This window comes from Ancylobacter sp. SL191, from assembly GCF_026625645.1.
Classification (GTDB): Bacteria; Pseudomonadota; Alphaproteobacteria; order Rhizobiales; family Xanthobacteraceae; genus Ancylobacter.
Window position 1 is genome coordinate 148674 of record NZ_CP113056.1, and the last position, 21998, is coordinate 170671.

Here is a 21998-nt window from a genome sequence, read left to right on the forward strand (position 1 = left end):
AGGCGGACGGCCCTCTCAAGGATGCGGGTCGGGGAAGCCGTGACGCTCGGCGAGGGCGGCCAGGATGGCGTCCTTGTCGCTGATGAAGCCGCGCCCCTCATGCGTGCCGGTCTGGTGCCGCGAGACGGCGCCCGCCGCCAGGACGAGCAGCGGCAGGGACTGGTTGGCCTCGCCCACCAGCTCGATCACCGGATGGCGGGGACGTGGCCAGGCGACACGCCGGACATCGAGGCGCGCGGCACGCTCGGGGAAGGAGGCCAGCACCCCCTCCAGCAGCGCGCAGTGCCAGCAATAGAAGGTCTGGCCGGGATAGGCCGGATCGGTGAAGCCCGGCGCGAGCAGGACCAGCGTGTCACGTTCCATGGCCATCGCTCCCCTCACCCCGCCAGCGGCAGGCGGAAGGTGAAGACGGTCGCCGCCGCGTCGGAGGTAACGGTGAGCGTGCCGCCATGGGCGTGGGCGATCTGCGCGGCGATGTAGAGGCCGAGGCCGAGGCCCTGATTGTTGCCGCCCCTTCCGCGATAATAGGGCCGGAAAAGCTGCGTCTGCACATCCACCGGGATCGGCGCGCCGCCATTGGCGACGCTGAGGCGGAAGGCGCCCTCCGCGTCGAGCTCGGCATGGACCTCGATCGGCTGGTCGGCGGCACCGTGGATGACGGCGTTGTTGAGCAGGTTGGAGAGCAGCTGGGCGAGGCGCGCATGGTCCACAGGCACCGGCTTCTCGACCGTGCAGACAGCGCGGATGTCGCGGTCGGGAGAGGCGGCGCGGGTTTCGGCCACCACCTGGTCCAGCGTCGGCGCCAGCGGGCGGGCGGCATCGCGGCTGAGGTCGAGCCCGCCGGCCAGCCGCCCGCGCGCCAGATCAAGCAGATCATCGACGAGGCGCGCCATGCGCTGGGTGGTCTGGTGGAACAGGTCGAGCAGCGCGCGCCCGCGCTCGCTCTGCGGCTCGCGCTGGAGCAGCCGGGCGCCGCTCTGGATGGCGGCGATGGGGCTGCGCAGATCATGGCCGAGCACGGCGATGAACTGCTCGCGCAGTTCATTCGTCTCGTGCAGCACGGCAAGCTCGGCCCGGCTTGCCACCAGCAGCATCTGGTCCTCGACATGGCGGGCGATGAGCTGGGCGAACAGCCGGAACATCGGCACGGTGGGGCCCGTGGTCAGCGGCGCCGGGCGGCTGTCGAGGGCGCAGAGCGTGCCGAAGAAGCGGCCATCGGCCAGCACGATCGGCACCGAGATGTAGCTGGCAATGCCGTACATCTTCGGGATCGGGTCGTTGCAATAGACCGGGTCGTTCGCCGCGTCGTCGAACACCACCTCGACATGCGAGCGGCGCACCCGGTCGCAGAAGGTGGTGTCGATGGGCAGCTCGTCACCCGGCTTCATGCCGAAGCCAACGCCATCGCGCACCGCCCCGGCCACCCAGCGCTGTTCAGTCACGCAGGCCACGGCGGCGAAGCCGAGGCCGGTGGTCTCGCACACCACCTGAAGGATCGCGGGAATGGCGCTCACGGCCTGAATGGCCGCGATCCCAGCCTGCACGTCGATGGTCATCGGGGCCACTCTCCGTGCCGCTGTTCCATGCCTTGCCGGGCGCGGCGGCCTCAGCCGGTCGCCTGCGCCCAGTTGCCGCCTTCGATCTTGGCGGCGGCGATCACCGCCTGGGTGCGGCTCTCGACGCCGAGTTTCTGCAGGATGGCGGAGACATGCGCCTTTACCGTGGCCTCGGAGACGCCGAGCTCATAGGCGATCTGCTTGTTGAGCAGCCCCTCGGACAGCATCATCAGCACCCGCACCTGCTGCGGCGTGAGGGTGGCGAGGCGGGCGACAAGGGCCTGCCCCTCCTTGTCGGTGGCGCCCGACAGGTCGATGTCCGGCGGCGTCCAGGTGCGCCCCTCCAGCACGGCGGCCACCGCCGCGCGCATCGTGTCCACCGAGGCGGTCTTGGGGATGAAGCCGGAGGCGCCGAATTCCATGCAGGAGCGGATGACGCCGGCCTCCTCATGGGCGGAAACCACCACCACCGGCACGCCGGGATACTGCGCGCGCAAATACATCAGGCCGGAAAAGCCGCGCACGCCGGGCATGGAGAGATCGAGCAGCACGAGGTCGATGTCGCTCTCGCGCTCCAGAAGACCCTGAAGATCCTCGAAGCCGCCAGCCTCGAACAGCTCGACGGTGGGAAACTGGCGGCACACCGCCTCGCGCAGCGCGCCACGGAACAGCGGGTGGTCGTCGGCGATCACCAGCCGGAAACTCGTCGTCATATCCACTTCGCAGAGGCCCCTTCAACCTGCGCGCCCCGCCCTCTCGGCAGGCCGCGCCGCGATCATGGTCAGACCCCGCCCTTGCCCGTCTTGCGCGGGTCGCGTGCAGGAGCCCATTTCATCGACGTTTAGTGAGCATCGCCGACAAACGCCACAACCAATTCGCGCCGATGCGCCCCGTACAGGCGATCCATCGCGACAAGGCCGTCACCGCCCCGCCCATCGCGCGCCACGGCTCTCCCATAACGCAGCCGAGCCGACCGGGCGGCGGGTTACCGGGCGATCACCGTTGATCATGTGACGGTCTATGTGCGGCCGGAGGCGGCGGGGCGCCCTGAGGCGGGTAAGGATCGAGACAGCCCGTCGCTAGCCTCGCGTCAGGGCCGGTCCAGCATGGTGGCGAGCACGACGGCGGCCCAAAGCAGACCCCGATGGTCGGCCCGGCCCTTGCGGTGGTCGCTCCAGTAGCCTTCCAGCGTCGCGTGATCGAGCCCGAGGCGGGCGCTGGCGTCGGGCGAGGGCAGCTCCATGTGGCGCAGCCAGCGCGAGACCGGAATGCCGAAGCCCTTCTTCGGCCGGTCGAGGATCTGCGCGGGCACGAGCGGCGCCATGGCCTTTTTGAGGATCCATTTGCGCACCCCGCCCCGCATCTTCACCGAGGCCGGCAGGCGGGTGGCGAAGGCGACGAGATCGCGGTCGAGGAAGGGCGAGCGCACCTCGAGCGAGGCCAGCATGCTGGCGCGGTCGGCCTTGATGAGCAGGTTCTCGCCCAGATAGAAGCGGCCGTAATATTCCAGCGAGCGGTCGACATCGTGCGGGCTGGCGCCGCTCGCCCACAGCGCCTCCGCCTCCTCATAGAGCGCGTGCGGATCGAGCGTGGCGCCGAACAGGCGCGCCATGTCCTCGAGGCTGGCCGGGCCGAGCCAGGACGGCATCCAGTGCGCCGGCGCATGGCCGAGCCCGCGCAGCGCCCGACGGATCTTGAAATCGAGGCTCATATTGGCGTCCGAGCGCGGCAGATACTCGGCGGCGGCGCTGATGCCGCGATGCGCCCAGCCGGGCACGAGGCGGTGGTAGGCCCGCGCGGTGCGCAGGGCGGCGAAGGTGTCGTAGCCGGCGAACAGCTCGTCGCCCCCGTCGCCGCTAAGCGCGACCGTCACGTCCCGCCGGGCAAAGCCGCACAGGAGATGGGTCGGCAGGATCGAGGCATCGGCGATGGGATCGTCCAGCCCGCGCAGCAGCTGCGGCATCATCCGCGCCGCCAGATCGAGGTCCAGCGTCGTACTGTGATGGTCGGTGCCGTAATGGCGGGCCATGGCGGCGGCGATGGCCGATTCATCATAGCTCGGCTCGTTGAAGCCGATCGTGTAGGTCTTCATGCTCGCCGGATCGCGGCGCGCGGCCGCCAGCGCGACCACCGCCGTGCTGTCGATGCCGCCCGAGAGGAAGAAGCCGAGCGGCACATCGGCGGCGAGGCGGCGCTCGACGGCCTGGCCGAGCAGATGGCGCAGTTCCTCGGCCCAATCCTCGATGCTACCCGGCGGGGGATCGTCCACCGCCATGCGGTATTCCCAATAGCGGCGGGTCTGCATCTGCCCGGTGGCGAGATCCACACTCATCAGGCAGCCGCCCGGCAGCTTGGCGATGTCGCGGTAGATCGAGCGGGGCGCCGGCACGAAGCCATAGGCGAAATATTTCAGCACCGCCTCGGCATCGATGTCCGTGGACACCGAGGGATGCCGCAGCAGCGCCGTCGCCTCCGAGGCGAAGACGAACCCCTCCCGCGTGCGGGCATAGAACAGCGGCTTCTTGCCGAAATGATCGCGTGCCAGCAGCAGGCGCCCGGCCCGGCGGTCATAGAGGCAGAAGGCAAACATGCCGCTCAGGCGCTCGACCAGCCCCTCCCCCCACTGGCGATAGCCATGGAGCAGCACCTCGGTGTCGGAATGGTCGGTCTCGAACCGGTGGCCGCTCTGCTCCAGCGCGGCGCGCAGCTCGATATGATTGTAGATCTCGCCATTGAAGACGACGACCAGCGCGCCGTCGGCGGTCTGCATCGGCTGGCGCCCGCCCTCCAGATCGACGATGGCGAGGCGCCGGAAGCCCAGTTGCACCGGCGCGCCGGGCAGGCTGCGATCCTCATAGGTGCCGCTGTCATCCGGTCCCCGGTGCTGCAGCGCATCGGTCATGGCGCGCAGGTCCGCGCCCGTGCCCGGCCCCACAAAACCGGCGATCCCACACATGCCCGCTCTCCACCCCCCTATGCCGGCGCGAATCGCGCCGGGCACCGGATCCCCATGAGACCGCCACGGCGCGGCGTGTCACCCGCAGCGTAGGCTTTCGCTCTGTAACCGCACGTTGCCGACTCACGCATATGGCGGTACTCAGCATGTGTCGAGTGCGCGCGGGCGAGCCGTAAAGTGTCCGCAGACCGCCGCTTGGTCCGATCCATTGAAGCGGCCCGTCATGCTCCTGCGCTTACAAGCCGCCGTCAGCGTCATCATCCTCGTCCTCCTGCTGATGACCGTGGATCTGCCGGGCACGCTGGCGCGGCTGGGGAGCCTCGAGCCGGTTCATGGCCTTGTCGCGCTCGGCCTGTATTTTCTCGTGCACCTGAGCAACGCCGCCAAGCTGCGCGTCCTCCTGCCGCAGAGGAGCCTGTGGCAGCTTCTCGGCTTCACGCTGCTGGCGCAGGCCTATGCGCTGATGCTGCCGGGCCAGCTCGCCGGTGACGCGGTGAAGGCCTTCCGCCTCGGGCGCGCGCCCGGCACGGGCTTCAGCCGCGCCGCCTCCTCGGTCACCTTCGACAAGGTGACGGGCCTTGCCAGCGTGCTGGTGATGCTGCTGGCGGGACTCACCGCCCTGCCGCTCGGCAAGGGCGTCGGGCTCATGCTGGCGGCGTTGATCGGCATCAGCGCCCTTGCCGCCGTCGCCGCGATGATGGGCTCGCGGCGGCTGCTCCGACCGCTCATTGCCTATGTGCTGAAAGACCCGACAACAGGCTGGCGGGCTCGACTTGGTCGCCACCTGATCGACTTCCTGAGACACTGGCAAGACCTTGTGAAACGTCCCGGCTTGGTGTTTCTGTCGCTGGCATGGGGGCTGGTCGCACAATTTCTGTCCGTCGCGGGCACGTTGATGCTCGCGCGTGGACTGGGTATCGAGCTGGGCTTCCTCGCCTGGTGCGTCGTTCTCGGCGCCCTGACCATCATTCTTCTGGCGCCGGTCGCCCTGGCCGGGCTGGGGTTACGCGAAGCGTCGCTGATCGGGCTGCTCGACATGTTCGGCGTTGGCTCCGAAGCCGCTTTGGCTCTGGGCCTGGCGCTGCTTGGCGTCCAGATCATCTTCGGGGGTATCGGACTGTCATGCGATCTTCTTGTTCTGGCGCGCGACCGCCGCGCGCCGCGATGACAGCCTCTGGGGAAGGCCGGATGAACAACCCGCCCGCATCTGCCATTACCTTGCGGCAAGTACAGGCGCGCCGCGCCGTCGCCGGCAGCGCGCCGGCCTTCTGCGGGACGGGGCGCCGGTGATGCGCGAGGCTGTGTATATTTCGGTGCTCATCCCCGTCTTCAACGAGGACGAGAACATTTTCCCGCTCTGGCAGGCGCTGCAACCGGCGCTTGAGGCGCTGGGCAAGCCGTTCGAGGTCATCTTCGTCAATGATGGCTCGCGCGATGGCACGGAAGCCAAGCTGAGCGCGGTCGCCGCCGGCGATGCGCGGGTGCGCGTGATCAATTTTCGGCGCAATCTCGGGCAGACCGCCGCCACCATGGCGGGCATCGACCATGCGCGCGGGGCGATCATCGTCCCGATGGACGGCGACCTGCAGAACGACCCCAAGGACATTGCGCGGCTGGTCGCCAAGCTGAGCGACGGCTACGACGTCGTGTCCGGCTGGCGGCAGGCGCGGCAGGACAATTTCGTCCGCCGCACCTTCCCCAGCCGCATCGCCAACTGGCTGATCTCCAAGGTCTCGGGCGTGAAGCTGCGCGACTATGGCTGCACGCTGAAGGCCTACCGCCGCGAGGTTCTCCAGGGCTTCCGGCTCTATGGCGAGATGCACCGCTTCGTGCCGATCTACGCCCATTGGCAGGGCGGGCGCATCACCGAGATTCCGGTGGCGCACCATCCGCGCCGGTTCGGCCAGTCGAAATACGGGTTGAACAGGATCCTGAAAGTCCTGCTGGACCTGATGGTGGTCAAGTTCCTGACCCAGTACGCGACCAAGCCGATCTACGTCTTCGGCCTCATCGGCCTCGCCTTCATGGTGCTCGCTGTTCTGGCGGGGATCTACGCGATCTATCTGAAATTCGCGCATGAGATTTCGCTCGTGCAGACACCGCTGCCGCTGCTGGTGACGCTGAGCTTCATCACCGGCGTCATGTGCACGCTGATGGGGCTGCTGGCGGAGCTGCTGGTCCGCGTCTATTTCGGCCTCCAGCATGAGGCGCACTACCCGATCAAGTCGAAACTCAATTTCGAGCCCGACCGCGCACCGGTCCTTCCTGCTCAGGAAGAGCCGATTTTCTAGACAACAGGGATGCCGGGGAGGATGGGCGTGATCGATCTTGATACCAAGGAATTCTACGACGAGTTCTGGCCCAAGCATGTGCCGATCTATGAGAAGACCAAGGCCTACATGCTCGAGACGATCACCGAGCGGCAGGTCGGGCGCGCTCTCGATGCCGGCTGCGGGCATGGCATCTGCAGCGTCGTGCTCTCGGAACTCGCCGACACGGTGACGGCGGTGGACCTGTCGACCGACAGTCTCGCCACCGCGCGCGAGCAGGCCGCCCGCTTCGGGCGCGGCAATATCAGCTTCCACCATCAGGATCTTCAGACGCTGGCGCCCGAATTGCGCGACTTCGATCTCGTCTGGTGCTGGGGCGTCGCGATGATGGCGCCCGACCCGATGAAGGTGATGCACAATCTGATGCGCGCCACCGCGCCCGGCGGTACGGTCTATCTCGGGCTTTACCTGAAAACCTGGCTCTCCCCGGTGCATCAGGGCGTGCGGCATTTCTGCCGGCGCTTCATGAACACGCCGCGCCGCAAGGCGCTGGTGCTCGATTTCTTCGCCGGGCTGACCAATCTGGTCTGCCGGCTGCGCGGGCAGGAGATCAACCGCCGCGACGACAATGTCTCGATCCAGGCGCAGGTCGATGACTGGTATTACCCGCCCTACAAGACCTTCTATTCGATCGAGGAAATCCTCGATCTGTTCCGGCGCAACGGGTTCGAGGCGAGCTGCATTCAGGACCGGCTCGGCCGCATGAAGAGCGCGACGATCTTCGTGGTGCGCGCCGTGAAGCAGGCGCAGGCATGAGCGCGGCACAGGGCCCCGGCGAGCCGGACTGGGACGCGCTCGGCCGGATCCTCGCGCAGGGCTATATCGAAACGGGCTTTGCCGGCGGCGTTACCCGCATTCCGGTGGACACCGTGGTCGCCGACATGCTCTCGCCCTCGCGCGCCGATGAGCAGATCGCCGAGATGCGGCGCACGGGCGATCTTGCCGGCAGGCGCATCCTCGAGGTCGGGTCCGGCACCGGCCTCGTGGTGGCGCGCGGGCGCATCGCCCATGGGCTGGACATCTGGGGCATCGAGCCGAGCTCGGCCGAGTACAGCTCCATCTTCGCCGTCTCCCGCGCGCTGATGGCGCATTACGGCCTGCCGGACGACCTGATCCTCGACGCCGCCGGCGAGGAGAATCCCTATCCCGACGCCAGCTTCGATCTCGTCTATTCGTCCAACGTGCTGGAGCATGTGCGCGACCCGCAGGCGGTGCTCAGCGAATCTTTGCGCGTGCTGAAGCCGGGCGGCCACCTGCTCTTCGTCGTGCCGAATTACGGCTCATGGTGGGAGGGGCATTACGGCCTGCCCTGGCTGCCGCACATGCCCCCCGGCATGGCCAAGCTCTATGTCCGCGCTCTCGGGCGCGATCCCGCCTATATCGACACGCTCAATCTGGTGTCGCACCGCAAGATCGAAGCCTGGCTGCGCCCGCACCGGGACGAGATCGAGATTCTGGGCTGGGGATGGGACGTGTTCGAGCGGCGGCTGCGCACGCTCGAATTCTCCGAATGGGCCTCGCTGCGAAGCGTGAAGCGGATCGCCCGGCTGATCCACCGCGTCGGCGCGCTCGATCTCGTCCTGTGGGCGGCGCGGCATCTGCGGTGGGAGACGCCGATCGTCCTCCATTTGCGCAAGCGGAACTGAAGGGCGGGCCATGGAGATCGTTTGCCTTCCCCATGAGCGCGGCGACACGGCGTCCTGCGTCACCTATTTCGAGACGCTGGGCGTGCCGCGCACTGCCCGCCTGCTCGACATTGGCTGCCGGCATGGCAGCTTCCTCGAGAACCTGCGGCGCCGTGGCTATGAGGACATTGCCGGGCTCGATGTCGATGCCGCGGCCATCACCGAGGGCGAGGCCGCCTATCCCGCGCTGAAGGGGCGGCTCACCGCCTATGACGGCGACCGCCTACCGTTCGAGGCCGGGACGTTCGACGTCATCACCATGTTCGACGTCATCGAGCACATCAAGGACATCGACGGCTATATGGCGAAGGTGAAAACCCTTCTGCGGCCGGGCGGCCTGCTGGTGTTCCAGACGCCGAACATCGTCATCGACGTGCCCTACTGGATCATCGCGCTGCGCCTGTTCACCCGCGAAAAGCTGCGCTGGATGTTCACCGAGCACTGCTCGCTGCAGACCTATGGCAGCCTGCGGCGACTGCTGCGCAGGGCCGGCTTCGCGGAGATCATCATCGAGCGCAACAGCCTCGACACCGCGTTCAAGCGCGACCATGTGCGCCAGACGCTGGGCTGGACCGGGCTCGTCATCCTGCGCGTGTCCAACTACTTCCCGATGCCGCTCTACCCCAATTTCTGGGGCCATGCGCGGGTGCGCTAGCGCCCGTTTACGGCCGCTCGGCCAGCACGAAGATGTAGTCGCCCTTGCGCCAGGAATTCAGGCTGAAAATACCGTAGAGCACCAGCGACAGCAGGCGGCGCACGGGGCCGTAGGTGCCCTGCGTCACGTCGAGGCCAGTGGCGCGGAACAGGTCGCGGTAGAGCGGCGAGAAGAACGGAAAGCCCCACTGCACCACGCGGCGGACCTTGAGGCCATTGGCCTCGATCTTCGCCTGAAGCTCGCCATGCGCGTAGTTGCGGTAGTGCCCGACCTTGTACTCGTAAGGCCGCATCGTGCCCTGAAGCGTCGAGACGAGCAGGTACTTGCCGGTCATCGCCGCGATGTTGCGGATGGCGGTGACGTCGTCCTCGATATGCTCGACGACATCGGTGCAGAGAACGAGATCATGGCGCCGGTCGAGCGTGCCGTTGAGCACGTCGAACGCCATGAACTCCGCCCCCGGCGCGCGCTCGCGGGCAACCTTCAGCGCGCCCTCGGAGAAGTCGATGCCGGTGTAGCGCGCGGAAGGGCGTAGCGGCATCAGGCTTTGCAGCATCGAGCCCTGGCCGCAGCCGACATCCAGCATCGTCTCATAGGGAAGATCCTCGATGAGGGTGCGCACGATGTTGCGCAGATGCCGGCCTGTCGGGCCGAAGCGGCGCATGTCGTTCCAGCGCGTGTCCCAGTTCTGGTCGTAATCGACATCGCCGGGACCGGATACCGCCTCAGTCATTTTCCGTCACCCTGCGCAAGAAAAACTCGGCGAAACACAAACTCGTTGCAGCCCGTGGGCACGCGCGGCGGAACGACCTTTTCCAGACGAAAGCCGAGAGCTTCCACCCGCGCCTGCACCTCGGCGATTCCCGCATATTCGTAGGGATAGCCGCCCAGCCAGTCGATCACGTCGTACCAGAAATCCATGCCGCGCTCCTTGCGCAGCGGCGAGGACCGCGTCTTGAGCAGCACGGCGAGATAGATCAGACCGCCGAACAGCACATTGGCGAGCGACTTCAGGAAACGCGGCGCGACATTGTAGAGGATCTTGATCGGCGTCCAGATCGGCGAGGTCCAGTGCCGGTTATAGATCGCCAGCACGAAGGTGCCGTCCGGGCCGACGAGCCGGCTCGCATTGGTGATCGCCGGCCACATCTGCCCGGTATGGTGCAGCGAGCCCCAGGCATAGACCGTGTCGAAGTCGCCGAGACCGTCGATGAAGCCGCCATCGAGGGCCGAGCCCTGGACGAAGGAGACCGTCCCGGCCGCTTCGGGAATGAGGCGCTGGAGATTGGCACGGGCCACCTCGACCGCGCGGGCGTTGATGTCGAAGCCGACCACCGAGGCGGCGCCGAGACGCGCGGCGGCGAGGCTGAACAGGCCGGAGCCCGCGCCGACATCGCACAGGCGCTTGCCGCGAATGGCGTCAGCGCCGATCAGTTCCGCCATGCTGCCAGCGGCGGCGTCGAGACGCCCGGAATCGAGCACGTCGCGCGAATAATCGCTCCAGTTCTCGCCGAAATCGAAGGCGATGGCGCGGTCCTGCGGGGAGCGGTCCTGTCGATTGTGCAACTCGGCGCCCACGTGGCCTACTCCTGATATGCTTTGCACTTGGACGTCATGGCGCCGCCCTGTCAATCGCGCGCGGCGTCAGCCGCCGCACACATCCCGCTCGCCAGCGCGCAATAGCGCCGCGCGGCCTCGCGCCAGGAAAAAAGTGTTTCCACCCGCGCGCGCCCGGCCGCGCCCATTAGCCGGCGGCGAGCCGGATCGCCCTGCAGCCGCGCCAGCGCCCGCGCCAGAGCGTCGGGATCATCCACAGGCACGATCAGCCCCGTCTCCTCCGGGACGATGAGATCGCGATTGCCGGCAATGTCGCTGCCAATGACCGGCAGCCCCGCCGCCATCGCCTCCAGCACGACATTGGGCATGCCCTCGTCGCGCGAGGGGAAGACGAAGAGATCAGCCCCGGCATAGACGGCCGGCAGATGCGCGCGGTCGAGCCAGCCGGTGAAAGTGACACGCCCGGCGAGCCCGAGCGCGGCGGCCTGCGCCTCCAGCTCCGCCCGCGCCTCGCCATCGCCGACGATCTCGAGGGTGAGCGGCACGCCGGCCCGCGCCATGGCGGTGAGCAGGCTGTCGATGCCCTTCTGGTGAACGAGGCGCCCGACGATGACCAGCCGCATCGCCTCCCCCGACGCCGAGACTGGCGCCGGCACGAAGCGGCCGGCGTCGACCCCGTTGGGGATGAGGGCGATGGCGATATCGGGCGCAAAGCGGCGCGCGAGGTCCGCCAGACCCTCGCTATTGGCGACCACCGCCGCCGCTCGCCGCCACAGGAAACCGATCACCGGCCCGGTGAGGCGGTGATAGACGCCGATGCCGCTATACTGGAATCCCGGCACGTCGCCGCCGCGCAGCGAGACGATATAGGGCGCCCCGCTCACCCACCGCGCCAGCCAGGCGGACGGGCCGGCGGGCAGACCGAAAAAGGCGAGGGTGGCGGAAGGTCGCCAGCGAGCCGCGTGCAGCGGCACGTAAGCCAGTGAACTGGCGAGAAAGCTCAGCATTTCCAGGATGGAACTGCGGTCGCGCCGGCGGCGCAAGGCCGGAATGCGGATGATCTCCACCCCCTCCGCCGTAGTCTCGCGCCCCGGCAGGTCGCCATGGCGGGCGGTGATGACGCGCACGCCAACGCCGAGCGCGGCGAGCTCACGCGCGAGATTTTCCGTCGCATTGCCGGCACCGCCGCCGATCGGCGGGTATTCGTGGTTGATGAGCAGCAGACGCTCCGGCGCCGCGCCGGAAGACGCCGCGGGCGCAGCCGGTTCGCGACTCATCGGCCTCAACCCGGCCCGCCGACGGGCCGCCGCCCCTTTGCCGCCCAGGACATTTCATTGACCCAGGACAATTCGACATCCGCGAGCCCGGCGCGCCGCATGAGCGCCTCGACCTCCTCGCGCGACCAGTAATGGGCGATCTCCGGCAGCATCTGGTCGAACACGATGGAGCGCAGATGCGCGAAATCGAACTGGCGGATCAGCCGGAAATACTCGATCCGGCTCAGGCCCAGCCGCAAGGCCAGCCAGAGCAGCGCCGCCGGCACGACGGAGAGGGCATGCGTCACGCCGATCGGCAGGCGGCTGAAGAGAAGCCGCCGCAAGGGCGAGAAGCCGTGGACGATCCAGCGGTTATTCTCCAGCCCATAGACCCAGATCATCACGAGGCCACCCGGTTTCACCGACCGCACCATATTGGCGAGGGCGAGGTCGGGATCCTCGACATGATGAATGACGCCGATGGAAAAGGCGATGTCATAGCTTGAGCGCCCATCGAGCTCATAGGCGCTGCAGCGCTCCACGGCGAGGGTCGGGAAGCCGGCGAGGTTGCGCCGGGCGGAGGCGAGGCTGTTCTCGTCGAGATCAATGGCGAGCCCGCCGGCCGCGCCATAGGTCATCGGCCAGTAGCTGTTGCGGCCCATGCCGCAGCCGACATCGATGAAGGTCTTCCCCGCCCAATCCTCGGGCGCCATGAACGGCGTCCAGCGCCGGAACTGCGTCTCATAGAGCGGACGCATCTCGCTGTAATGGCCCCACTCATAGCCAAAGCGGTGCGTGGAGCCCGCGCCGGCTCCCGGAGAGGAATGAGTGTTCAACGGCATCAGCGACAACAACAAACTTGACGATTTTCAGAAATAATCATAAACAACCGAATTATCATTGGCAATCTTTTGATTGCCGCGCTTTTCGTAATTGCTTTTATCAACTCACAATTTATTTCGTATTGATTACGAAAATAGACGCTGGATCACAAGTGTGTAGGCCACATGCCCGGTGATTATCGATCCATAGTGCACAAAAATCTCATTACGGTGATTGGCTTTTGCTTTATTCTTATTTTTTCTTATTCATATTATGCTCAATACATTAGATACTCACTGAATATCGGTGACGATGGCAACTTCGCGCAAGTCGCCAAGGAACTTCTCACAGGTACATCGCCGCACGATATCCGCTACGGCTACGGGCTTTTCTGGTACAAGATCGGCGAGTGGCTGTTTGCGCTGTTCGGCCCGAGCTTTCTACTGGCGCAAGTGGTGTTCTTTGCCTTCATGGCGGTGACGGCAGCGTTTGTCTTCGCTGCGGTTCATCGAGTCACCCAAAGCTGGATCGCCGGCGTGCTTGCCGGCCTGCTGGCGGCGCTGGTGCCGAACTTTCCCCCGACGGCGTTCTACGGCTTCTGCTCCCTCATCAATCTCTTCACCCTCGCGGGCATGGCGCTGCATTGGCGCGCGCTGTCGGGGCGGGAGGTGGTGCCGGCGGCGGTCGCCCTGGCCCTCACCTTCCTGATACGGCCGGACTTCGGCTACGCCTTCAGCCTGCCCTTCATCGGCCTGCTGGTGCTGACCGGGATCGTGCAGGGGCGCCAACGCCTGCTGAGGCTGGCGGCTATCGCCCTCGGAACGCTGGCGATCGTGCTGCTGCCGGTGGCCATCATGGCCCTCAAGGGCGGTTATCTCGGCCTCATGGTCGACGATGTGCTGGCCTATCCCCGCACCATGGCGCAGTTCCTGCTGCCGAGTTCCGAAGCGAATCCGGATGCCGTGCCAGCGGATGCGGGCACCCTGATGCAGCGCCCGCCGGTCGCGACGATCTGGGAGGGCTCCTGGCAGGCCGCCGGCTACGCCTTCGCGGTCTATGCGCCGGTGGTCGGCCTCGCCGCCTTTGTGCTGATCCAGCTCGGCGGGGCGGCCCTGCGCGCCCTCGCCTCACCGGCGCGAGTCTTCGACCATCTGGTGCTGGCCGCCGCGCTGTTCGTCGTGCCGCTGGCCTCGTTTCCCCATTACATGCTGTTCCGCCCGGACCTGCCGCATGTCGCGAACTTCATGCCGGGCTATATCGCGCTGATGGCCATCTTCGCCTGGCAGGTAAGCGGCGGCGATATTCTCACCGGGCAGCGCTATGGCCGGGCGCGGCGACTATGGCTGCGGCTGATCGGCTGGCTTGTCGCGCTCGTCATCATTGCCTCGCTGGCGGTCTATGGCGGCATCGGCCTCACTTTGCCCGGCACCGGCGCGATCACCCGCTCCTACGGCGCCGACCAGCCTTTCACGATCGCGACGGGCGAGACGCGCTATGTGCCCGCCGAGGACAAGGCCCAGCTGGGCGAGCTGAAAAACCTCATCGAGGCCCATTCCGCGCCGGGCGAGCGCATCGTCTGCCTGCCCTTCTGCCCCGGCCTCGCTTTCATCAGCGACCGGCGCATGCTGCTGCGCGAATATTATGCCGATGACAGCTTCCTGCTGACGGATCCCGGCTGGATCGACCGGACCATCGAGAAGACGCTGAGCGCCAGGACGCCGGTGGTGGTCATCTTTGACTGGGCCGTCAACGGCACCGAGATTTCCCGCGTGAAGGTGTGGGCGAAGCGCTATGTCGATGCGCTGCGCGCGGCCGGCTACCGGGAGATCACAGTCGGCGGCGTCATGGTCTATGTGCGGCCGGAAGCGGCGCCGACGCCCTGAGGCGCGAGGCTGGCGGAACGACCGTCATCCGCCATCGCCGACGAACGCCACCACCAAGTCGCGCCGATGCGCCCGCGCGCGGTGCTCGATGAGGTAGATGCCCTGCCAGGTGCCGAGCGCCATGCGCCCGCCCATGACGGGAATGGCGAGATGGATGCCGGTGAGCACGCTCTTCACATGGGCGGGCATGTCGTCCGGCCCCTCGAGATCATGCACCCAGCCGGCATGTTCCGGAGCGAGCCGGTCGAGCGCGGTGAGAAGGTCCAGCTGCACCTCGGGGCTGGCATTCTCCTGGATGGTGAGTGAGGCCGAGGTGTGCCGGCAGAACAGGCTCACCTCTCCATCGCCGGCGCCAATCGTGGCGAGAAACTGGCTAAGCGCGCCCGTCACCTCGGTGAAGGAGCGGCCCTTCGTGTCGACACTCAGAACGGTCGAGACCCGGCGCGTGACAAGGGTTTCGCGGATCTCGCCGGCGCGGATGCGGCTCATGGGGATACCTCCTTGCCCTAGGGTAAGCTGGACGAACGCGCCCGGCTGGGTTTGGATAGGCCCGTTCAGCCCCCGGTGACAGACCCAATCCACTCCCGTTCACGGAGCGCGTCTCGTTCATGTCGTCCGCCCTCGCCGACACCCAAACGGCCCGTAATGCCGCCGCGCTGACGCTCGATCCGTCGGTGTTCGACCCGGCCGCCATCGCCCCCGATACGCGCGCGCTCAATGCCGCCATCGTCAAGGCGCTCGGCGCCGTGCCGGACCGCTGGGTGTTTCCCATGGCGATGCTGCGCAAGCTGCGGCTGGAGGGCAAGGGCCCGTTCCCCCTCGCGCCGGAGAGCCCCTATGCGCAGGTGATCGAGATCGAGGGCAAGCGCGGGCCGGTGGCGCTGCGCATCCTCACCCCGCCGACGACGCCCAAGGGCGTCTATCTGCACATCCATGGCGGCGGCTGGTGCCTCGGCTCGGCGCGGGAGAATGACGGCATCAATCACCGCTTCGTCGAGCGCACCGGCTTTGCCGTGGTCTCCGTCGATTACGGCCTCGCCCCCGAGCAGCCCTGGCCGGCGGCGCCGGATGATTGCGAGGCGGCCGCGCTCTGGCTGGTGCGCGAGGGCCCGGGGCGCTTCAGCACCGAGCGCTTCGCCATTGGCGGCGAATCGGCCGGCGGGAACCTCGCGGTCGCCACGCTGCTCAGGCTGCGCGACCGGCACGGGCTCACCCCCTTCCGCGCCGCCAATCTCACCGCGGGCTGCTACGACCTCGGCCTGACGCCGAGCGCGCGGCAGTGGGGCGACGAGCCCCTGGTGCTCAACACCCGCGATATCAACGTGTTTGTCGGGCATTATCTGCGCGAGGGCGGCGACATCGCCGACCCCGACATCTCCCCGCTGCACGCCGATCTCAAAGGCCTGCCGCCGGCGCTGTTCACGGTGGGCACGCGCGACGCATTGCTCGACGACACGCTGTTCCTCGCGCCGCGCTGGCTGGCGGCGGGCAATGCGGCCGAGCTCGCCGTCTATCCCGGCGGCTGCCATGTGTTCATCGGCTTTCCCGGCACGCTGGCTGATCAGGCGCTGGCCCGCAGCCACGCCTTCATCAGCGCCTGCTGAGCGGGACGACAGGGTTCAGAGCTTCTCGCCCTGCGGCGCCGGCTCGCCGCGCAGGCGGTTCACCATGTCCATGAAGCGGCGGAAGGCGTGTTCGGCGACGTCCAGTGCTTCGTCGAGCCGCTTGCGAGCTTCCTCGGTCATCGGCGCGTCCGGCGCGCCCTCCTTCCCCGCCGGCGGGGCCATGATGTCGGGCACGCCGGCGCGGCCCTTTTCCAGCTCCGCGATACGGGCCTGAAGGCGGCTGATCTCCGCCTCCAGCGCCGCGCGATCCTCCGGCACCGCCTCGCAGACATAGGCGCCCGCCTTGGCCGAGCAGAAGGACAGGGCGCCCGTGCGCGTGTCGAGCTTCAGGACGCCACCCTCGACCGCCTGCAGGCTGAAGCCGGGCGCGGGCGCGGCGGGGCCGGGTGTGGTGCCGGGTGTGGCCGTGGTGGCGCCCGCCTGGGCGAGAGCCGGCGGCGCCACCGCCACGAGGGGCAGAGCGGCGACGGCGGCAAGAGCGGCAAGGTGGCGAAGCGCCTTCATGGTGGTCCTCCGTCGGTCAGGTCGCCACCGCACGGGCGCCTGTTCAGGGCGTAAACGGCGCGCGGCCGCTGGCAAGGGCGGCGTCGAGCAGGTCGAGCCGGTCCTGTCCCCAGAACACCTCGCCATCTAGGACATAGGAAGGTGACCCGAAGACGTCAGCCTCCACCGCGGCATCGTGATTGCCCTTGTAGATGGTCAGCGTGCGCTCGCCCCGCGCGGCCTCGATCAGGCTCTCAGGCAGGCCGAACTCGGCGAGCACGGCGGACAGCGTCGCCGCATCGGCCATGTTCTCCTGGCGCTGCCAGATTCCGGCGCCGAGGCGGGCGACCAGCGGGGCCGGGTCATGCCCGGCGAGCTGGGCGGCGATGATGAGCCGGTCGGCGAGGTTCGGGTCGAACGGCCAGTGCGCCGGGCTGATATGGAAATCGAGGCCCCGCGCCAGCCGCCAGCGTTTCAGCTCCAAAAGCCGGTAGCGCTGGCGCGCCGGGTGGCGCTTGGGCAGCGGCAGGCCACCGGTGTCGGCGAACAGCTCGCCGAGCAGCACCGGCTTGAAATTGATCCGGGCGCCATGGCGGGCGGCAATGTCGAGGAACAGCGGAAAGCCGATGAAGGCCCAGGGGCTCTGGGTCGAGAAATAATAGTCGATGGAACGGGAGGTGGAGGTGGACATGGGCGCCTCGGGCTGCGGCGCTCAGGCGGGCGCCGGAATCACGCCGCGAACGCTAAAGCACCACCCGCTCCGGCGCAAAGCCCCCCCAAAACGCCGACGGCGCCCCACGAGGGAGCGCCGCCAAACGGACAATCGAGGAGAAAAGCGTAGGCGCCGAAATCAGGCGGCGACGCGGGCCGGGAAGGCGGCAACCATCTGGCGGAGCTCGTCGATGGCCTCGTCGATCTCGACCTTCTGCTGCTCGAGAAGGGCGAGCTGCTCGGCGCACTTCTCGCGGGTCAGCGCCAGACCGCCATTCGGCATCGCCGAACCTTCGCGCAGGGCGACCATCGCCTTGATCTCGGCGAGGGTGAAGCCGAGCTTCTTGCCCTTGAGGATGATGGCGAGGCGGGCGCGCTCGGCGGCGGTGTAGAGGCGGGTCAGGCCCTCGCGGCGCGGCGACAGGAGGCCCTTGTCCTCATAGAAGCGCAGGGCGCGCAGCGTCACATCGAACTCACGGGCGAGATCGCCAATGGTGAAGTACTGGGTCTCGCTGCTGGCGAGCGAGGCATCGACGGCGCGATCGGCTTCAAAAGAGGAGAAATCCATCGGGGCGACTCCAGAGGGTTTTGACGGGGACACGTCAGTGAAGTTGACGCAGTCTCGCAGACCGGCTTCCGCTAGGGGAGAAAGTCGCACCCTCCCTTAGGGCAACTTACTGTTAAACGACCCATCAACCGCTTGTTACCAATCGATTTTTCGGATTACGGCGAGAATACGGCACGCGTCGAAACCGCCGCGTTAAGCGGTGTGAGGGGCGCTGAGTTTACCTTCGGACATGACGGCAATGCAGGGAAAGGCACCCGCCGCCGACTCATTTGCGACGGCGGTGGGTGGCGCGCCGGCATGGGACGGCCCACCGCGACTCTCAAAAGCGGAGCGGGGCGTCCGCGCGGCAGTTTTTCAGGGGCATCGCCACGTCGTGGTTAATCGGCGGTAGCGCATTAACGCGACATTTACCAAGAAATTGAACAGTCGGTCGCATGAGCTCCAGCGCTGGAGGTGGCGATTCTCGCCTCGCCCGCGCCGATGCGACGGAGACCCCAGGTGAGGCAAGGCGCCCCTTCGACGACGGGCCACATCGCGCCCGAAGCATGGCGAGCGATGAGCGAGGCCGCACGCCAGGCCGGCCTGCCGCTCGACCAGTGGCTGAAGGACCAGCTTCTCGCCTCCAATGCCGGGGCGATGCAGACGGCGAACGCCGTCGGCGGCACGGTGGACGACCTCCAACGCCGTGTGCAGGAGCTGTCCGGCGTGATCGACCGTCTGGTCAGCGCCGCCCCCGCGAGCATGTCCGCCGGGCTTGCCGACACCCGCGGCACCGAGACCCACCCCGTCGAGGCCCGCGCCGTCGAGCCGCGCCGCGAGGCGCTGCGCATGGACAGCTATGCGACGGCGGCCACCGCGACCGCGGGGGTGGCAACCGCGCGCCCCGCGCCGGCACCTTCCGCCGAGAACCGGCTCGATGCCGCGCTGCGCCAGATCAATGAGCGCCTCGATTCGATGAACGCCCCGCGCCAGCGCGCCGCCGCGTCGGCGGGAATGGCAAGCGCTCAGATGGCGAGCGCGTCCAACCAGTACTTCGACCGGCGGGCGAACGAGATCGTGCGCACCGCCGAGACGCTGGCCCGCGCCGGCCAGCCCCTCGCCAGCGCCCAGTCCGTCAGCGCGCCGCCCGCGAGCAGCCCTCGGCTGGCCGATCCGCGGGCCCGTTTCACCGATGCCGTGCCCGGCCCGGCGGCGATCGAGGCGGCGGTGGCGGAGATCGCCGCGCGCCAGAACGAACTCGACGCTGCCCGCGAGACGCTGCGCGAACCGGCCCGCGAGACTCTTCGTGAGCCGATCCGCGAGGCAAACCACGATTATTCCCGCGATGTCCGCGGCGAGATTGGCCGCGAGCGCCGCATCTCCTCCCCGCCCTCGGCCCCGATGACGCCGCCCGCTGGCGCCGCCGCGCCGCGCCCTTTGCTCATCAATGAGCAGATCGGCGCGCTGCAGCGTGAGCTCGGCGACATGCGCGCGAGCGTCAGCGAACTCGCCCCGCGTCGCGCGGTGGACGACCTCCAGCGCACCGTGACCCGCCTCGCCGAGCGCGCCGAACGCGCCCAGCTCGGCGATGAGGACATGCGCGCCAGCCTTGGCGCGATGCGCGAGATGATCGGCTCGCTCAAGCTGCCGGAGCACCCGGCGGTGCTGATCGGCCGCATCGAGACGCTCGAGCGCAAGATCGACATCGTCAACGCCAAGAGCGTGGACGGCGCCGCCATCGCCCGGCTCCAGGCGCAGGCGAGCGAGATCCGCGACCTTCTCGGCCGCGCGCTGTCGACCGACGCGCTGCGCCTGCTCGCCGAGCAGGTGGCGCTGCTCGCCGCCAAGGTGAGCCAGATGCCGGTGGTGGACGAGGCGATGATCCGCTCGGCCGTCGGCCAGATCGAGCGCCGCATCGACCATCTCGCCGACCGGATCGGCAACCAGCCCGCGCCCACCATCCCGCTCGGCGACATTTTCAGCCGCCTCGATTCGATCCAGAACGGCCTCGCCAGCGTGCGCCGCGAGGTGCCGGCCGAGGTCGAGCCGCTGATCCGGGGCCTCGCCGACCGCATCGAGCGCATCGAGCGCCCGGTGGCAATGCCCGATCACGGCCCGCGCTTCGACGCGCTGAGCCGGCAGGTCGCCGCCATCGCCGAGAAGCTCGACAATGCCGGCGACCCGGCGACCAAGATCGGCGGCCAGCTCGCCACCATCGAGCGCGCGGTGAACGACCTGTTCATCCAGATGGAAGAGACCCGCGCCACCATCCTCGCCAATGCCGGCCACCGGCCGCGCGGTGGCGGCACGGGCGGGCAATTGCTGAAGCGCGAGATCGCCGCCATCGAGGCGAACCGCGCGGCCGCCGTCGCCCCCGCTTCCACGCCGGTGGCCGCCGTCCTGGAGGCGCCCGCCGCGCCCCCGCAGGCGCTCCCGCAGGCGACACCCCCGCAGGCCCCGGCCCCGTCGGTCGCGGCCGAGCCGCAGCCCATCTTCACCCCGCCGCCGGCCTCGATCCCCAAGCCCTTCGAGCCGCAGCTCATGCGCGCGGCGCTGGAGGAGCTCTCGCGCTCCCCCGAGGTCGCCGCCGCCTTCGTCACGCCGCAGATGGCGCCGGAAGCCGCGTCGGCGCCGGTCGCCCCGCAGCTTGCCGCCGCTCCTGCCGCCGCCGCGGCTCCCGCCTCCCCGGCCTTCGAGCCGGATGAGGGGGCACTGATCGGCGCGCTGGGCGATGATTACGCCTATGACGCCAACGCCCGCCTGAGCGAGGATGAGGAGCCCGAGGCGCGGGGGACCGGCGCGCCGAGCCGCACCCAGTTCATCGCGCAGGCCCGCCGGGCGACCCAGCCCGCCTCCGTCGTGCTGCCGGAGATGCACAGCCGCATCGGCGACCGTCATCAGCGCCCCCGGCCGGTGTCGGCCAGCCGGCGCTGGCTCGCGCGCATCCGCGCCATGCTGCTGATCGGCATGTGCGGCTCGGCCATGGCCTATGGCTCCTGGCACCTGCTCACCACCATGCGCGAGGCGCAGCTGCGCGCCAGGGCGCCGGTCGCCCCTGCCAGCAATGTCGCCCGCCCGGCGGCGCCCACGGCCGCACCCGGTTCGCTGCCGTCGCCCGACGACATCACCGGCTCCATCGGCGCGCCGCGCAGCGTCACGCCGCAGGTGATCCCGGCGCCCGCCCCCGCCCCGGAGGCGACCCCAAGCGAGCCGGTGACACCGCTGCCCGGCCCGTCTTCCAGCCTGTTCGTGCCCTCGGACCTGCCGGCCGCGATTGGCGGGCAGGGCCTGCGCTCGGCCGCCCTCGCGGGCGATCCGGCCGCCGCCTATGAGATCGGCCACCGCTTCCTCGACGGGATCGGCGTGACCGCCAGCCCCGCCCGCGCCGCCGAATGGTTCGAGTTCGCCGCCACCAATGGTTCGGTGCCGGCCGCCTACCGGCTCGGCGCGATCTATGAGAAGGGCCTCGACGGAGTGGCGCGTGATGTCGCCCGCGCCCGCCAGCTCTATGAGCAGGCCGCCAATGCCGGCAATGTGCGGGCCATGCATAATCTCGGCGTGCTGCTCGCCGCCGGGGTGGATGGCCAGCCCGATTACCGCACCGCCGCCCAGTGGTTCGCCCGCGCCGCCGAGCGCGGCGTGCGCGACAGCCAGTACAATCTCGCCGTGCTCTATGCCCGTGGCTTCGGCGTCGCGGTGGACCTGCCGCAGGCCTGGCGCTGGTTCTCGCTGGCGGCAGCGGCGGGCGACGCGGAAGCGGCGGTGAAGCGCGACGAGATCGCCGGCAAGCTCGACGCCAAGGCACTGGCGAGCGCCCGTGCCGCCATCGCCAAATGGACGCCGACCCTGGTCGACGCCAAGGCCAATGGCTCGGACTGGACCGCCGACGGCACGACCCCGAAGAAGACCGCCTCGCGCTGATCGCGGGCGAG

Annotated in this window: 20 protein-coding genes; 8 read left to right on the forward strand and 12 right to left on the reverse strand. The window is 68.4% G+C overall.

The annotated features are described in order from the left end of the window. Positions 1–15: 15 nt before the first annotated feature. From OU996_RS00675 to asnB, 4 genes are all read right to left on the reverse strand, one after another. The gene (locus OU996_RS00675; protein ID WP_267583767.1) at positions 16–363 is read right to left on the reverse strand and encodes a DUF3088 domain-containing protein; all 348 of its coding nucleotides are present in this window, start codon (positions 361–363) and stop codon (positions 16–18) included. A 14-nt stretch (positions 364–377) separates the two neighbouring features. Further along, entirely contained in the window at positions 378–1556 is a 1179-nt protein-coding gene (locus tag OU996_RS00680; RefSeq protein WP_267583768.1) for a GAF domain-containing sensor histidine kinase, read from the reverse strand. 50 nt (positions 1557–1606) lie between these two features. Beyond that, a complete protein-coding gene (locus tag OU996_RS00685; protein WP_267583769.1) occupies positions 1607–2269 on the reverse strand; it encodes a response regulator transcription factor in 663 nt (220 codons plus the stop codon). Between the two features lie 377 nt (positions 2270–2646). Then, positions 2647–4512, reverse strand: coding sequence for an asparagine synthase (glutamine-hydrolyzing) (asnB, locus tag OU996_RS00690; protein WP_267583770.1), 1866 nt, complete (start codon positions 4510–4512; stop codon positions 2647–2649). Between the two features lie 148 nt (positions 4513–4660). On the opposite strand from asnB, the gene OU996_RS00695 reads away from it, so the two are divergent. From OU996_RS00695 to OU996_RS00715, 5 genes are all read left to right on the forward strand, one after another. Beyond that, entirely contained in the window at positions 4661–5680 is a 1020-nt protein-coding gene (locus OU996_RS00695; protein ID WP_267583771.1) for a lysylphosphatidylglycerol synthase transmembrane domain-containing protein, read from the forward strand. 121 nt (positions 5681–5801) lie between these two features. Further along, positions 5802–6803, forward strand: coding sequence for a glycosyltransferase family 2 protein (locus OU996_RS00700; RefSeq protein ID WP_267583772.1), 1002 nt, complete (start codon positions 5802–5804; stop codon positions 6801–6803). Positions 6804–6830: 27 nt separating this feature from the next. Next, complete coding sequence (locus tag OU996_RS00705; RefSeq protein ID WP_267583773.1) at positions 6831–7598, forward strand: class I SAM-dependent methyltransferase; 768 nt, start codon at positions 6831–6833, stop codon at positions 7596–7598. After that, positions 7595–8488 (forward strand): class I SAM-dependent methyltransferase, encoded by an 894-nt coding sequence (locus tag OU996_RS00710; RefSeq protein ID WP_267583774.1) that lies wholly within the window; start codon positions 7595–7597, stop codon positions 8486–8488. The genes OU996_RS00705 and OU996_RS00710 overlap by 4 nt, the downstream gene beginning before the upstream one ends. Before the next feature lie 10 nt (positions 8489–8498). Beyond that, on the forward strand, positions 8499–9182 hold the full coding sequence (locus OU996_RS00715) for a class I SAM-dependent methyltransferase (protein WP_267583775.1): 684 nt from the start codon (positions 8499–8501) through the stop codon (positions 9180–9182). Positions 9183–9189: 7 nt separating this feature from the next. Here the strand turns inward: OU996_RS00715 and OU996_RS00720 are convergent, their stop codons facing one another. The 4 genes from OU996_RS00720 to OU996_RS00735 are packed head-to-tail and all read right to left on the reverse strand — an operon-like array spanning position 9190 to position 12837. Further along, entirely contained in the window at positions 9190–9915 is a 726-nt protein-coding gene (locus OU996_RS00720; protein WP_267583776.1) for a class I SAM-dependent methyltransferase, read from the reverse strand. Then, positions 9912–10760: a class I SAM-dependent methyltransferase gene (locus tag OU996_RS00725; protein WP_267583777.1), complete on the reverse strand. Its 849-nt coding sequence runs from the start codon at positions 10758–10760 to the stop codon at positions 9912–9914. Before OU996_RS00725 ends, OU996_RS00720 begins: the two co-directional genes overlap by 4 nt. A 50-nt stretch (positions 10761–10810) precedes the next feature. Beyond that, on the reverse strand, positions 10811–12016 hold the full coding sequence (locus tag OU996_RS00730) for a glycosyltransferase family 4 protein (RefSeq protein WP_267583778.1): 1206 nt from the start codon (positions 12014–12016) through the stop codon (positions 10811–10813). A gap of 5 nt (positions 12017–12021) precedes the next feature. After that, positions 12022–12837 carry a class I SAM-dependent methyltransferase gene (locus tag OU996_RS00735; RefSeq protein ID WP_267583779.1) on the reverse strand — a complete coding sequence of 272 codons (816 nt, stop codon included), beginning with the start codon at positions 12835–12837 and terminating at the stop codon, positions 12022–12024. Positions 12838–13002: 165 nt separating this feature from the next. Between OU996_RS00735 and OU996_RS00740 the strand changes: the two genes are divergently transcribed. Next, positions 13003–14700 (forward strand): hypothetical protein, encoded by a 1698-nt coding sequence (locus OU996_RS00740; RefSeq protein ID WP_267583780.1) that lies wholly within the window; start codon positions 13003–13005, stop codon positions 14698–14700. A 24-nt stretch (positions 14701–14724) separates the two neighbouring features. On the opposite strand, the gene OU996_RS00745 is transcribed toward OU996_RS00740, so the two are convergent. Next, complete coding sequence (locus tag OU996_RS00745; RefSeq protein ID WP_267583781.1) at positions 14725–15189, reverse strand: secondary thiamine-phosphate synthase enzyme YjbQ; 465 nt, start codon at positions 15187–15189, stop codon at positions 14725–14727. A 119-nt stretch (positions 15190–15308) separates the two neighbouring features. On the opposite strand from OU996_RS00745, the gene OU996_RS00750 reads away from it, so the two are divergent. After that, a complete protein-coding gene (locus OU996_RS00750) occupies positions 15309–16304 on the forward strand; it encodes an alpha/beta hydrolase (protein ID WP_267583782.1) in 996 nt (331 codons plus the stop codon). A gap of 15 nt (positions 16305–16319) precedes the next feature. Here the strand turns inward: OU996_RS00750 and OU996_RS00755 are convergent, their stop codons facing one another. From OU996_RS00755 to OU996_RS00765, 3 genes are all read right to left on the reverse strand, one after another. Then, on the reverse strand, positions 16320–16829 hold the full coding sequence (locus OU996_RS00755; RefSeq protein WP_267583783.1) for a hypothetical protein: 510 nt from the start codon (positions 16827–16829) through the stop codon (positions 16320–16322). Between the two features lie 43 nt (positions 16830–16872). After that, complete coding sequence (locus OU996_RS00760; RefSeq protein WP_267583784.1) at positions 16873–17499, reverse strand: 2-hydroxychromene-2-carboxylate isomerase; 627 nt, start codon at positions 17497–17499, stop codon at positions 16873–16875. Between the two features lie 159 nt (positions 17500–17658). Next, positions 17659–18087 (reverse strand): MerR family transcriptional regulator, encoded by a 429-nt coding sequence (locus tag OU996_RS00765; protein WP_267583785.1) that lies wholly within the window; start codon positions 18085–18087, stop codon positions 17659–17661. A 555-nt stretch (positions 18088–18642) separates the two neighbouring features. On the opposite strand from OU996_RS00765, the gene OU996_RS00770 reads away from it, so the two are divergent. Then, positions 18643–21987, forward strand: coding sequence for a tetratricopeptide repeat protein (locus OU996_RS00770; protein ID WP_267583786.1), 3345 nt, complete (start codon positions 18643–18645; stop codon positions 21985–21987). Positions 21988–21998 lie beyond the last annotated feature (11 nt).

Bases quoted from the DNA above. Each gene is read 5' to 3' on its own strand.
- OU996_RS00740 (WP_267583780.1), top strand. From the start codon at position 13,003: ATGCCCGGTGATTATCGATCCATAGTGCACAAAAATCTCATTACGGTG.
- OU996_RS00700 (WP_267583772.1), top strand. From the start codon at position 5,802: ATGCGCGAGGCTGTGTATATTTCGGTGCTCATCCCCGTCTTCAACGAG.
- asnB (WP_267583770.1), bottom strand. From the start codon at position 4,512: ATGTGTGGGATCGCCGGTTTTGTGGGGCCGGGCACGGGCGCGGACCTG.
- OU996_RS00755 (WP_267583783.1), bottom strand. From the start codon at position 16,829: ATGAAGGCGCTTCGCCACCTTGCCGCTCTTGCCGCCGTCGCCGCTCTG.
- OU996_RS00715 (WP_267583775.1), top strand. From the start codon at position 8,499: ATGGAGATCGTTTGCCTTCCCCATGAGCGCGGCGACACGGCGTCCTGC.
- OU996_RS00735 (WP_267583779.1), bottom strand. From the start codon at position 12,837: ATGCCGTTGAACACTCATTCCTCTCCGGGAGCCGGCGCGGGCTCCACG.
- OU996_RS00745 (WP_267583781.1), bottom strand. From the start codon at position 15,189: ATGAGCCGCATCCGCGCCGGCGAGATCCGCGAAACCCTTGTCACGCGC.
- OU996_RS00685 (WP_267583769.1), bottom strand. From the start codon at position 2,269: ATGACGACGAGTTTCCGGCTGGTGATCGCCGACGACCACCCGCTGTTC.
- OU996_RS00770 (WP_267583786.1), top strand. From the start codon at position 18,643: ATGAGCGAGGCCGCACGCCAGGCCGGCCTGCCGCTCGACCAGTGGCTG.
- OU996_RS00765 (WP_267583785.1), bottom strand. From the start codon at position 18,087: ATGGATTTCTCCTCTTTTGAAGCCGATCGCGCCGTCGATGCCTCGCTC.
- OU996_RS00675 (WP_267583767.1), bottom strand. From the start codon at position 363: ATGGAACGTGACACGCTGGTCCTGCTCGCGCCGGGCTTCACCGATCCG.
- OU996_RS00720 (WP_267583776.1), bottom strand. From the start codon at position 9,915: ATGACTGAGGCGGTATCCGGTCCCGGCGATGTCGATTACGACCAGAAC.
- OU996_RS00710 (WP_267583774.1), top strand. From the start codon at position 7,595: ATGAGCGCGGCACAGGGCCCCGGCGAGCCGGACTGGGACGCGCTCGGC.
- OU996_RS00730 (WP_267583778.1), bottom strand. From the start codon at position 12,016: ATGAGTCGCGAACCGGCTGCGCCCGCGGCGTCTTCCGGCGCGGCGCCG.
- OU996_RS00750 (WP_267583782.1), top strand. From the start codon at position 15,309: ATGTCGTCCGCCCTCGCCGACACCCAAACGGCCCGTAATGCCGCCGCG.
- OU996_RS00680 (WP_267583768.1), bottom strand. From the start codon at position 1,556: ATGACCATCGACGTGCAGGCTGGGATCGCGGCCATTCAGGCCGTGAGC.
- OU996_RS00760 (WP_267583784.1), bottom strand. From the start codon at position 17,499: ATGTCCACCTCCACCTCCCGTTCCATCGACTATTATTTCTCGACCCAG.